Origin of the sequence: Bacillus sp. AFS001701, assembly GCF_002559405.1 — a bacterium.
Lineage (GTDB): Bacteria > Bacillota > Bacilli > Bacillales > Bacillaceae_G > Gottfriedia.
The window spans coordinates 1-12,558 of the sequence record NZ_NTZO01000601.1 but is presented as its reverse complement, the minus strand read 5'-3'; the positions used below and the strand labels follow the sequence as shown (position 1 = coordinate 12,558).

General features: G+C 32.4%; 10 protein-coding genes, 1 pseudogene and 1 riboswitch. Of the genes and pseudogenes, 4 read left to right on the top strand and 7 right to left on the bottom strand.

The window, feature by feature from the left end:
• Positions 1 to 68: 68 nt before the first annotated feature.
• Complete coding sequence (locus tag CN514_RS23875; protein ID WP_098234704.1) at positions 69 to 521, bottom strand: NUDIX hydrolase; 453 nt, start codon at positions 519 to 521, stop codon at positions 69 to 71.
• A gap of 237 nt (positions 522 to 758) precedes the next feature.
• Between CN514_RS23875 and CN514_RS23870 the strand changes: the two genes are divergently transcribed.
• Positions 759 to 1,172 (top strand): VOC family protein, encoded by a 414-nt coding sequence (locus CN514_RS23870; protein WP_098234703.1) that lies wholly within the window; start codon positions 759 to 761, stop codon positions 1,170 to 1,172.
• A 222-nt stretch (positions 1,173 to 1,394) separates the two neighbouring features.
• Here the strand turns inward: CN514_RS23870 and CN514_RS23865 are convergent, their stop codons facing one another.
• A complete protein-coding gene (locus CN514_RS23865; protein WP_176526057.1) occupies positions 1,395 to 2,735 on the bottom strand; it encodes a PQQ-dependent sugar dehydrogenase in 1,341 nt (446 codons plus the stop codon).
• A 241-nt stretch (positions 2,736 to 2,976) separates the two neighbouring features.
• Between CN514_RS23865 and CN514_RS23860 the strand changes: the two genes are divergently transcribed.
• Positions 2,977 to 3,303 (top strand): YnfA family protein, encoded by a 327-nt coding sequence (locus CN514_RS23860; RefSeq protein WP_098234701.1) that lies wholly within the window; start codon positions 2,977 to 2,979, stop codon positions 3,301 to 3,303.
• A gap of 138 nt (positions 3,304 to 3,441) precedes the next feature.
• Positions 3,442 to 3,817, top strand: a pseudogene (locus CN514_RS23855) (hotdog domain-containing protein).
• A 206-nt stretch (positions 3,818 to 4,023) separates the two neighbouring features.
• On the opposite strand, the gene CN514_RS23850 reads toward CN514_RS23855, so the two are convergent.
• Positions 4,024 to 4,296, bottom strand: coding sequence for a hypothetical protein (locus CN514_RS23850; protein WP_098234700.1), 273 nt, complete (start codon positions 4,294 to 4,296; stop codon positions 4,024 to 4,026).
• A 146-nt stretch (positions 4,297 to 4,442) separates the two neighbouring features.
• Positions 4,443 to 5,960: an acetaldehyde dehydrogenase ExaC gene (gene exaC / locus CN514_RS23845; RefSeq protein ID WP_098234699.1), complete on the bottom strand. Its 1,518-nt coding sequence runs from the start codon at positions 5,958 to 5,960 to the stop codon at positions 4,443 to 4,445.
• Positions 5,961 to 6,125: 165 nt separating this feature from the next.
• Between exaC and CN514_RS23840 the strand changes: the two genes are divergently transcribed.
• The gene (locus CN514_RS23840) at positions 6,126 to 6,944 is read left to right on the top strand and encodes a YitT family protein (protein ID WP_098234698.1); all 819 of its coding nucleotides are present in this window, start codon (positions 6,126 to 6,128) and stop codon (positions 6,942 to 6,944) included.
• 114 nt (positions 6,945 to 7,058) lie between these two features.
• On the opposite strand, the gene abc-f is transcribed toward CN514_RS23840, so the two are convergent.
• The 3 genes from abc-f to metE all read right to left on the bottom strand — a co-directional run bounded on the left by abc-f (position 7,059) and on the right by metE (position 12,109).
• Positions 7,059 to 8,891, bottom strand: a complete 1,833-nt coding sequence (abc-f, locus tag CN514_RS23835) for a ribosomal protection-like ABC-F family protein (protein ID WP_098234697.1) — start codon at positions 8,889 to 8,891, stop codon at positions 7,059 to 7,061.
• A 418-nt stretch (positions 8,892 to 9,309) separates the two neighbouring features.
• Positions 9,310 to 9,804, bottom strand: coding sequence for an acyl-CoA thioesterase (locus CN514_RS23830; RefSeq protein WP_098234696.1), 495 nt, complete (start codon positions 9,802 to 9,804; stop codon positions 9,310 to 9,312).
• Between the two features lie 16 nt (positions 9,805 to 9,820).
• Positions 9,821 to 12,109, bottom strand: a complete 2,289-nt coding sequence (gene metE / locus CN514_RS23825) for a 5-methyltetrahydropteroyltriglutamate--homocysteine S-methyltransferase (protein ID WP_098234695.1) — start codon at positions 12,107 to 12,109, stop codon at positions 9,821 to 9,823.
• A 147-nt stretch (positions 12,110 to 12,256) separates the two neighbouring features.
• A riboswitch (cobalamin riboswitch) is annotated at positions 12,257 to 12,451 on the bottom strand.
• Positions 12,452 to 12,558 lie beyond the last annotated feature (107 nt).

Sequence of the window (12,558 nt, the reverse complement as noted above, 5' to 3'; positions counted from 1 at the left end):
AATGAAAAAAGGATCTTACAAAAAGATCCTTTTTTATCTTTATATGGTCTAACTTCCACATTCTAAGTTCAATCGTTAGAATCCTTAAACGAATTTAAAATAGGAAGTTCGGGTGGATTTATTTCTGATGGAAGTTCATCAAAACTAAAAAAGCTTAAATCGAGCACTTCGCTTTCTTCTGGCTCAAATTCCCCTGTATATTCAGTACAAATATAAGTCGCAATGACATTATAAACCTCATCTCCATGAGGATATTTATAATAAAATTCTTTTCCAGAAAAAATGTTAAAAAATTCAAGATTTAATGCTGTTAAACCAGTTTCTTCCTTCAATTCTCTTTTAGCCACTTCTTCTAAATTTTCTCCTAGCTCCAATGATCCACCAGGTAATCCCCAAGTCTTATTATCTTTTCTTAATTGTAATAGTACTCTCTTTTGTGAATCTAGTAGGATAACATTTGCACCTGCCATTAAGATCGGTCGACTACCTACTACTTTTCTTAAATCCATAATATATCCCATTGATTTTCTCCCCAATTTACGATAATAATGTTTAATTCAACTTTATCAAACAATTCCATTTTATTCCACATTACAATAACGAAGTAGAAGTAAAAAAAGGAATATTTTACCAATTAAATCACATATATATACTCTAGTTGTTTTAACGTTAAACAACAAAAGAAGTAACACTTATATTAGGAAGAGATAGAAGTGTTATTTCTTTTAATCAAAGACTTATTAAAAGGAGAAAAGTGAATGAGGTTGAATCATTTAAATTTATGTGTTGATGATTTATCAGAAGCTAGACAATTCTTTGAAACATTTTTTGATTTTAGATTTCTAGAACAAAAAGGAAAAGCTCTTGTAATCCTAAGTGATGAGGATGGATTTATTCTCGTGTTAAGTGATCCAAAGGCATTTAAGAAGCAAGTGGAAATTAAATACCCTGAAGCTTTTCATGTAGGTTTTTTAGTGGAAACGCCAAGTGAAGTCGATCAACAGTATGACCGTTTAATAGCTGGGGGCATCCAAATAGATAAAGAACCTTATTCCATGAGAGGTAATAGTTATGGCTTTTATTTCACAACGTTTAATAATTTATTGATTGAAGTTTCTTGCCTTGACGATCGAAATGGTAAAAAAAAATTCAAAGCTCTAAGTAATGATTAACCTAAATACATGCTCCTTTCCAACATCTAATTGGGATCTTATAGTTATACATTTTTATCTCAATAAATAACACTATTTGCAATGGCAAACAATCTTTTATGTTTAAGCAAGTCTCTACTCAGATGAAAAACATCAATTATCTGCTTAATAAAACAACCACTGGAGTTGTATAATTACCTCCGGGGTTGTTTATATACTCATATAAGACTAATTAACTAAAAGTCACGGTGCAATTTCAAAAATCGTTCCCATGTTTAAATCAGTCACTTTCATAGAACCATAAACCGCTAAATAGATTTTTGATTGATTTAAATTTGTTCCTAAACCTACATAATAGGCCGGTTGAGATCCAAAGTCATAATCTGTTTGTATTACGCTGTAATCACTTTGTTTACCATCTGGTCTTAATTTCGTATAAGCTAAAACTCCTTTAACCTGTGCTTGGGACCCTTTTTGTACCAAATCAGTAAACACAACGCTCCCAGTTAAACTAGGAATTTCATTTCCCATGTATGGTTGTACCCCAGTTAGTGCAGTACCTTCAAATTTATCTGGTCTTGGATCTTTATGAAAATAACTAGTTAAAGGTTGAAGATGGCTCGCTGAAAGTGTTACTGATTGATCGTAATAAGCTATTGTTTTTTCTTCCAAATCTGGATTTTCAGTGCATCCTTTTATTGTCGAAGTAGGAAAGGCACCTTCCCAACCTCTCCATCCGAAGTTAATAAATCCTTCCATCTCAGATTCAGAATTCATATGGATTAATTGGGTGACCGGTATTGGTTTATAATGAACAAATGAAAAAAGCGACTCGACCAAATCCTGACCGACATTTCCAACATATTTAATATATTGATTATAATATCTTTGATATGAAATACCTGTTATATTTCGAACCCCTTTAGCTATTACCGTGAGAGTTTCTTGAATACTTGTTGGAAGTTCATTAAAACGAGTGACAATAGGTGGATTATTGCCGTTTATGTTTCTATCTACATCAATTTCAATTATTTTACCTGCGATTTCCAAATTATCTTGGCTTAAGTTAAACGGGTCATAGCCTGATCCACCATCTCCTGTTGTTAAAACAAGTTTACTTGTTTCGGGTGAAAAATTTAATGTGTTAAGCCCATTATGATTCAAGAACGGTCTTCTGATATTCAATAATGTCCGTCGTTTTTGAGGCTGACCATTTGATTGGAGAACCCATTCTTCAACTGTATCAATATGATTAGATTGAGCTTCCCTATTTAGCCATTTCAAATTTAATGTTTTGGGATCACATGGATTCGGTTTAAAAGGGGTAGAAAGAGCACTTGGCCCCTGAGAACCAGCTACTGAATAATGAAGATAAAACAACCTGTTATGATAAAAATTAGGATGAAATGCTAACCCCAACAAGCCACGTTCATCATAACCTCCAGACTCACCTAATTTTAATACCCGAGGGCGAATATCTAAAAAAGTCTTGATTTCTCCATTTCCTATGTAAAAAATCTCTCCTACCTGTGTTGCAATAAATAATCTTTCAACTGAATCACCTGGAAGGATCGTTGTTTTCATAACGGTTGGTAAATTAATCTTACTAACAATGGGACGTAAATTGACTTTTAACAACTATCAATACACCTCCTTCATATTATTTTCTTCTATAAAATTATGATGGGAATAATTCTATTAGTACCGAAATTCATGTTCCAAATTGAATGATAGTCTCTTTTAGTCTTTATTGTTAAAATAAGGGGCATATACCTGTACAAATGTTTTCACAAATTTGTCTATTAACAGAAAGGAAGAAGCAATATTGATAACTGCAATATTTATTTTTATATTAGCGGGTTTAGCTGAAATTGGCGGAGGATACCTTATATGGTTATGGCTAAGAGAAGGTCAATCTGCTTATTTAGGATTAATCGGAGGGATTATTTTGGCAGTTTATGGTGTCATTGCAACGTTCCAAATTTTCCCATCCTTTGGTAGAGTTTACGCTGCCTATGGAGGCGTATTTATCGTTCTCTCAATCTTATGGGGCTGGGGTATTGATAAAAAATCACCCGATTTATATGATTGGATCGGTGCAGCAATCTGTTTAATCGGTGTCTCTGTCATTTTATGGGCACCTCGTAATTAATCCCCCTGCGTAATGATAACAAACAACAAATCAACTATTTAGTCGATTTTTTATTTACAATTTTGAAGGATAGTACAAGAAGAAATTGAACTATTTATTAAAAGAATTAATATTTTTTATTAATAAGGAGTGAAAAAATTGTCATTACAAGTGCGCGATATTATTTCATTTGAACGAACTTTTACGGTAGAAGACGTTGAATTGTTTACGAAGGTTTCCGGTGATGCAGGCGCACACCATGTCACGCCTGACGAACAAGGAAGAATTGTCATTCAAGGTTTGTTGACTGCAACTTTACCAACAAAAATAGGTGGAGATCATAACGTACTAGCACGAACGGTAAATTTCGAATTTTTAAGACCAGTTTACTGGAGGAGATACAATAACCTGTGAAGTTAAAATCGAGAAATTTGAAAAAAAAGAGAATAGAATATCGATCATGTCATCCTTCTTATGTACTAATCAAAATAAAAAACAAGTATTAAGCGGGAGCTTTTCAGGAGTAATATTATAACCAAGGAAAATGAATTTAATGGACCAAAATATTACAAAAATGGCGAAGAACAAACACTGCAGTGTGAAACTAGCATATTTCTTTTCTAACAACTAAATGAAGGATGCCCGGCTCCTAGGGAGAAGCGGTAAGACTTAAACCAATTTTCAGCCAACCTGACAATGGTTAAAGTCTCAGAACGCGAACATCCGTCAGTTGACTCGGTATTAATTTTGATATAAAGACTGTATTGCCAAATGTTCTAAATCTTTTTTTACATATATATCATATTGAGTATTCTCATTAAATCTCCTACCCCTACCATTCATCGGTAATTTCGTCTTATGCTCAATCCCATTCTTCTTCAATTTACCAATAATTAAAAAATAGTTTTGATATCCATACGTAGTATAGACTAATTTCCACTTTCGGTTTAAATATAATTGAATGAAACTATACAGTACTATAATGATAAATACATAGATTGCTAGAGTTAACATATTTAGTCCCTCCAAATTATACTTTTTATTTAACATATAAATGGCTACTAGTTTTTATGTATGGATTTTAGAAAAATATTATTTTAATGTATTCTTTCTATTTAAATAAAACACTCCAGTAAATGAATACTGGAGTGTAAAAGTTATTAAAAGAATCCTAGTTTACTTGGTGAATAACTAACTAGCAAATTCTTTGTATTTTGATAGTGATCCAACATCATTTTATGCGTTTCACGACCTACTCCTGAATTTTTATACCCACCAAAGGCTGCATGTGCAGGATATGCGTGATAGCAGTTTACCCAAACTCGACCTGCTTCGATGTTGCGTCCGAATCGATAAGCAGTATCCATATCACGAGTCCATACACCCGCTCCTAATCCATATAATGTATCATTAGCAATTTCCAATGCCTCTTCTTTTGTTTTAAATGTAGTAACCGAAACAACAGGACCAAAAATTTCTTCCTGGAATACTCTCATTTTATTGTTCCCTTTAAAAATGGTAGGGTTTACATAAAAACCATCTTTCAATTCTCCATCAAGAACATTTCGACTACCACCAACTAAAACTTCTGCACCTTCATTCTTTCCAATTTCAAAATAAGATAAAATCTTATTCAATTGCTCGTGTGAAGCTTGAGAACCGATCATTGTTTGAGGATCCAATGGATTTCCTTGTTTAATCGCTTTAACACGTTTTACTGCTTTATCCATAAATTCCTCATAAATTGATTCATGAATAAGCGCTCTTGAAGGACATGTACATACTTCTCCCTGATTTAAAGCAAACATCGTAAAGCCTTCAAGTGCTTTATCGAAAAACTCTTCATTGTCTACTACATCTTCAAAGAATATATTAGGAGATTTACCACCTAATTCTAATGTAACAGGAATTAAGTTCTTTGAAGCATATTCCATAATTAGTCGTCCAGTTGAAGTTTCACCAGTAAATGCAATTTTCGCAATACGATCACTTGAAGCTAATGGTTTACCTGCTTCCAGTCCAAATCCGTTTACAACGTTAACAACTCCAGGTGGCAATAAATCTTGAATTAGTTCCATTAACACTAACACTGAAGTAGGCGTTTGCTCAGCCGGTTTTAGAACAACACAATTTCCTGCAGCAAGGGCTGGAGCAAGCTTCCATACAGCCATTAAAATTGGGAAGTTCCATGGAATAATCTGACCGACAACCCCTAATGGCTCTTTATAATGATATGCAACTGTATCACCATCAAGTTCACCGAGTGATCCTTCTTGCGACCTGATACATCCGGCAAAATAACGGAAATGGTCTATTGCTAATGGTATATCTGCAGCTAAAGTTTCACGAACAGGTTTACCATTTTCCCAAGTTTCAGCGACAGCAAGATATTCTTTATTCGCTTCCATACGATCAGCAATCTTATGTAAAATATTTGCCCTCTCAGTTACTGACGTTCTCCCCCATTTACCTTTTGCACCGTGTGCTGCATCAAGTGCTTTTTCAATATCTTCTGAGGTCGATCTAGCCACCTCACAAAAGACTTGTCCAGTTACAGGCGATACATTTCCAAAATACTGTTCTCTTACTGGTCTTACCCATTCCCCACCAATAAAATTGTCATAACGATTTTTAAACGTAATTAATGAACCGGATTTTCCAGGTGTAGCAAATACCATAATGATTCCCCCTTAATAGCTTGTCTCTTTATAAACCTATGAAAGCGTGTATCTAACTATGACTAATAATAGATAATTTGTTTAATAGAAATTTTTTGATTCAAAACCCATTATTAGGTAGAATGATAGAAGTGAAAAAAATCTGTTAGAAAATGAGGGATAACTGTGCGTAAAAACTTCGTAGATATTTTATATCTCCTTGTTGGATCAGCTATTTTTGCAGTCGGTGTTAACTTCTTTGCTATACCGAATAAATTAGCTGAGGGTGGCTTTACCGGCATTACGATGATTACTTATTATCTATTTAACTGGTCACCTGATGTCGTATATTTTGTTTTAAATGCTTCCTTGTTAATAATTGGATATAAATATTTAAAGAAACAACTAATAATTTATACAGTTATTTCTATCGTAGCGATTTCATTTTTCTTACGAATTACGGACGGTTACGGCGTACCAACAAGCGAAACTTTACTAGGTACTATTTTTGCTGGTGTTTTAATTGGTCTGGGGTTAGGAATTGTCTTTCGTGCGGGTGGTACAACAGGTGGTTCTACGGTTCTTGCTCAAATGGTACATCAATCCTTTGGCTGGAGTATTAGTAAATCTTTACTTTTATTTGACCTAATTGTCGTTTTAGGTGGTTATTTTGTAATCGGCTTTGAGAAAACATTATATACTGTAATTTCTATTTATATCGGTATTAAAGTTTTGGATTTTATTATGGAAGGATTAAATCCTAAAAAAGCGATTACAATTATTTCCGATCAAGCAAATGAAATTGCACAAATCGTATCAAATGAAATGAATCGAGGCGTAACGATTTATCCTGCAAAAGGCCATTTCTCTGGTCTAAGAAAAGAGTCCTTATATATTATTCTTACTAATAAAGAACTATTTGAACTAAAAAAAATTATTCACACAATTGATCCAAAAGCATTTGTCGTTATACATGATGTAAATGATGTACTTAAGGCAGGATAAATAGTTAAGTAAAACTCGAAATATATGATAAAAAACAAATCACAATAAGTTATCCAACTTAAGTGATTTGTTTTTTTATTTTCCATGCACTTTTATTATTAAGTTCTTATGATCTTACCCTTTCTTCTCCCTTATCTCTGTCAATAATCTCTCATTTATTCCATCAAGTTCCTTTTGTAGTTTGACGATTTTTGAAATTTGAGCTTTCTTTTCTTCATCCGTATCTTTTTCTTCTGCATTCATTGCAGCTATTTCTAGTTGTAATTTAATTCTTTCATTTAATAAAGTTTGTTGATCGTTTGAGATGTTCTGTCTTCCGTTCCAATCTGCAAAAGATCCTTTGAATTCATAAAGATTACCATTTTCAATATGAATTACACGATTTGAGACCTTCTTTAGTAAATAAGGATCATGTGACACTACAACTACTGCTCCAGGGTATGCAGCTAATGCTTCCTCAATTCTTTCTCTCGTGTGTATATCTAAATAGTTTGTTGGCTCATCAAGTACTAGTAGATTAGAATCAGAAAAGTATAACTTTACGAAAGCAACTCTACATTTCTCACCCATACTTAGTTGAGCAATATTCTTGAAAACATCCTCTCTTCTAAAAAGGAAACATGCTAAAATTGTTCTTGCTTCTGTTTCAGTCATATTTGGAAGTGATAAAATTTCATTTAAAATTGTTGAATCCTCATTTAACGCTTCAAGCTCTTGCATAAAATAACCTATTTTTAATTGTGGATTATGCCTTACAGAACCATTTTTAGGAATCATTAATCCTGTTAATAATTTTAAAAATGTAGATTTTCCAGAACCATTTTTTCCGATTACAGCTAATCGATCTTCTCGATTTAAAATAAAATCTACTTGTTTAAATAACGATTTTTCATCATATGAAAAATCAATTTTTTCAAATGTAATCATTTGTTTTGCTGAAAATGAATCATTTTCAAAGCTCGCTGAAATTGTTTTAACTTCTTTTGGTTTTTCTACTTTTCTTTTCTCTAATCGATCTAGATCCTTTTCTTTTGATTTAAATCTTAATGCGTTTTTTGCTGCTTGTTTCTTAGCAAAAGGATCTCGCTCACTAGCTGCATTATGCGAGCTTGTAAACCATTGTTTATATTGATTAATTGTTTCAATAAGCTTTTTCTTTTCTGCTTCTTGTTTTTTATATTGTGCTTGCTGGGTTTTTCGCTCATGTTCTTTTTGTATTTTGTATGTTGAATAGCCACCATTATACTTAAATGTACCATTTTCGGTTAATTCAACTGTAACAGTCGCAACATCATCAATAAATTGTCGTTCATGAGAAATAAAAAGTACACTACCTTTAAAGTTTTGTAACCACTCCGTTAACCATTGGATTGACTCAGTGTCCAAATGATTTGTTGGTTCATCTAAAATTAATAGCTTTGGTTTTTTCATCATTACTTTTGCTAATTTGACTTTTGTTTTTTGTCCACCACTTAAATGACTGAATGGGATATTCCATAACTCTTGCGGTAATTGAAATTTCTTCAAAACTTGATCTATTTTTGTTTCCCAATCATAGCCATCTAATTCTAAATATTTACTTAAACTCTCGTTATATTTAGCAAGGTTTTCTTCATTTGACAAATCAAGTAAATACTTTTCTAATTTCTTTTTGATGAAATATCGCTCTTGATCAAACGATTCGATCTCTTCCCTAGCTGACAGGTTTTCCTGATTTTCTTCATCTGTTAAAAGCCATCCAATTTCATCTTTTGAATAGTGAATTTGCAGCATTCCTTTTTTCAATGGAATATTACCTAAAAGGGCATTAATAAAGGATGACTTTCCAACACCATTTTCACCAATTAATGCTACCCTTTCACCTTCTTTTATATCTAAGTTTCCATTTTTAAAGATTGTTTTACCGTTTAATTCTATTTCTATATTCGATGCTTTTATAATAAACATATACTTCACTCCATCCGATTTTAAATGATTACTCTGCTTAAAAATACACGCTGTTTTCGAAAGTATTTTTTAAGAGAGAAAATAAAAAACACACAAGCAGTATCTGCCTGTGTGTAAATTGGATGTGATTTAATAAGCCGTGTATATAAAAATTATATACGTTAGTATAAATTTCAAATGAAATGTAATAGTAAATAAACCATTCATTTAAGACAATGGATTTATTTAATATTAGTATAGGCTCATAAATAGACATAGTCATCCAATTTCTCTGATTTCAGGCAGAGTACTTTTTTGCTATAAAATTCGTTAGCTTAAAAAGTTATCGGATATTGTACATAGTGTCTAAATTTGATGCCTCCTTAAAAATATTAATTTAATCTTAGCTTACTTTTAGTATGATTTCAATCGTTTCTTTTTATTCTTTCCAAATTAATGCCAATTCCTTACTCAATTTCTTTCTTAATTGGCGACTTTCTAAACGTTTAAATGCTAATTGCTGTAATTTAATTTCTTCTGCAGTTTCAGGTATTACCTCTACTACTTTATGTGGTTTTCCATCTTTAAGTGCAACAAATGTTACAAAACATGTGGCAGCAACCCTTTTTTCACCTGAAAGTAAGTCTTCTGCAGTAGCTCGAACAAATACTTCCATTGAGCTTGAGCCTGTTAAGATCACGAATGATTCATAATATATGCAGTCACTTTCACGAACTGGACATAAAAATTCTACTGAATCCATCGATGCGGTTACACATTCCATTCTTGAATGCTTTGTAGCTGAAATGGAGGCAATTAAGTCCATTGCGGCAAGCATTTTTCCTCCGAATAATGTACCATGGTTATTCAAATCAGTTGGAAATATTCTACTACTATCAAATACTCTGGATTCTTTTACATATCTACCATTCATCGATTTCACCCTATCATTAAATAATTGAATAATATTTTTCTCGGACTTTTTTCGCAGATTTTACCATATTTGATAAGGCATCTATTACCTCAGTTTCATTACGCGTCTTTAAACCACAGTCTGGATTAACCCAAAATCTAGTTGCATCACACACTTTTAAAGAGCTAATAATATTTTCTTCCATCTCTTCAACCGAAGGCACCCTTGGGCTATGAATATCATACACGCCTAATCCAATTCCAAATGGATAAGGAGACTCAGCTAAATAGGTAGAAAATTCTTGATGACTTCTTGCATGCTCAATTGAAATAACATCTGCATCTAAATCAATAATTGTATTCATAATATCGCTAAAATTGCTATAACACATATGAGTATGTATTTGCGTTTCATTTCGTACGCTTGATGTTGCTAAACGAAATGCTCTCGTTACCCAATGTAAATATTGATCCCAATCTTTTTGCTTCAAAGGTAAACCTTCTCGAATTGCAGGTTCATCAACTTGAATAATTGAAATACCAGCAGCTTCAAGTGCATTTACTTCTTTACGTAAAGCTAATGCAATTTCATTTGCTATTTCCTCTCTTGTACGATCCTCACGAACAAACGACCAATTTAATATTGTAACTGGACCTGTTAACATCCCTTTGACTGGTTTAACTGTTAAGCTTTGTGCATACTCAGTTTCATTTACAGTAATTGACTTTGTAAATTCTACTTTACTAAAAATAATTGGCGGTTTAACACAGCGCGATCCATAAGATTGAACCCATGCTTTTTTCGTAAATGCAAATCCCTCTAGCTTCTCACCGAAATATTCAACCATATCCGTACGCTCATACTCACCATGTACTAATACATCCATATCAATATTTTCTTGAATTTCAATCCATTCTTTAATTTTCAATTTGATTTGATTCGTATATTCAAAATCATCGATCGTTCCTTTTCGCCATTGCTGTCTTATTTGTTTAATTTCCTTCGTTTGAGGGAAACTTCCAATTGTAGTCGTAGGTAAAATCGGTAAGTTCATTACTTTATTTTGTAATGGATATCTTAAATGGAATGGTACTGGTCTTCTAAAATCTTCTTCATTAATAGATTCCAATTCATTACGGGTTGAATGATTTTTTCCGCTAAGTTGTTTTAAACTTACTAAACAATTACTTGCATATTTAACTTCATTATCAAACATGCTCGCTTTGTTTAAAAATAAACTTTTTAGTATCACTAACTCTTCTAATTTTTCATCGGCAAACGATAATGCCTCGAACAATGTTTCATTTAATAAATTCTCTTCAACTTTTGTAACTGGTACGTGAAGTAAACTACAAGACGGTTGAATCCACCAATCTCTTGGACTTATTTCTTGTTTAAGAGAATTTAAAAATTCAATGGAAGCATTTAAATCATTTCTCCAAATATTGCGTCCATTTAATATTCCTACGCCTAGTACTTTGTCATTTGGAAATCCGTACTCAAGGATCGACTTTAAATTTCCATCTTTACCGTGAACAAAATCAAGACCAATGCCTGCAACTGGAAACGAAATTAGTTCTTTATATTGTTCAACTGCTTCAAAGTAAGTTTGAAGCATGATTGATAATGTAGGTACAGCTTTTGCGATTTGTTTATAAACTTCTTTCATAAAATGAATATCTTTGCTTGATTCTTCTAACACAAAACATGGTTCATCAATTTGTACCCACTCAACACCTTCATTTTCTAGCTCTTTAAGCATTTGAATATAAAGGTTAACTAGATTATTTATAATGTCTCGTTTTTCTTCTTTTTGGTAACCTTTTGCTAACTGTACAAATGAATAGATTCCTAGAATGACAGGTTTCGTTTTTATACCATGCTCAATTAATGCCTCTTTGTATGCTTCTAAAGGCTTATTGAATAGTAATTTAGATTGCTTTTCTTTTTGATATTCAGGAACGATGTAGTGATAGTTTGTATTAAACCATTTCGTCATTTCACAAGCTACAATGTTTTTACTACCTCTTGCTAATGCAAAATACGTATCTAGACTTGGTCTTTCATTGATTTCACCAAATCGACTAGGGATCCATCCAAACATAGTAGCAAAATCTAACACATGATCATAAAACGTAAAATCATTTACAGGGACTAGCTCTACACCTAAATCGTGCTGTTTTTTTATTGAACTTAATCTCAGTGATTTCATTTCTTTTTCAAATTCTTCTTGATTAATTTTCTTTTGCCAAAAGCTTTCTAACGTTTTTTTCCATTCACGATTTTCACCAATTCTCGGATATCCTAGATTACTTATATGTACCACTTTTTCCCTCTCCTTTTAACTAAAATAAAAAAGCATTTTTATCTCATAAGAGACAAAAATGCCTTTAAGTTGGAAAACATAAATAATTAGAATACGTTAACTTAAGCTTTCTTTCCATAAGGCACCTCCCTATCTCTCGTAGGTCAAACAGCGTCGTTAGAATAGGCAGGTCTCCTGACTTANNTTTGTAAATAAAAACCTTCCCTAATTTAATAAGTGGTATCTTCTTATTTACTCCTCTATTACAGTGGCGGGACCGTGTTGGAATTAAACCAAACTTCCCTTTTAAGTAAATGATTTCAAACTTTGAATTTCATTTACACCTATTCCCTACTATTTAGTTTTCATCATTTTGTCATAAAATGCAAAAATAGTCAAAATATTTATTTTTTATTTTTCGTACTATTTTAAAAAAATTTTTATTTTGGGTTAAATAAATACTGTCGATA

Bases quoted from the DNA above. Each gene is read 5' to 3' on its own strand.
- CN514_RS23850 (WP_098234700.1), bottom strand. From the start codon at position 4,296: ATGTTAACTCTAGCAATCTATGTATTTATCATTATAGTACTGTATAGT.
- CN514_RS23870 (WP_098234703.1), top strand. From the start codon at position 759: ATGAGGTTGAATCATTTAAATTTATGTGTTGATGATTTATCAGAAGCT.
- CN514_RS23830 (WP_098234696.1), bottom strand. From the start codon at position 9,804: ATGAATGGTAGATATGTAAAAGAATCCAGAGTATTTGATAGTAGTAGA.
- exaC (WP_098234699.1), bottom strand. From the start codon at position 5,960: ATGGTATTTGCTACACCTGGAAAATCCGGTTCATTAATTACGTTTAAA.
- CN514_RS23875 (WP_098234704.1), bottom strand. From the start codon at position 521: ATGGGATATATTATGGATTTAAGAAAAGTAGTAGGTAGTCGACCGATC.
- CN514_RS23865 (WP_176526057.1), bottom strand. From the start codon at position 2,735: ATGAAAACAACGATCCTTCCAGGTGATTCAGTTGAAAGATTATTTATT.
- abc-f (WP_098234697.1), bottom strand. From the start codon at position 8,891: ATGTTTATTATAAAAGCATCGAATATAGAAATAGAATTAAACGGTAAA.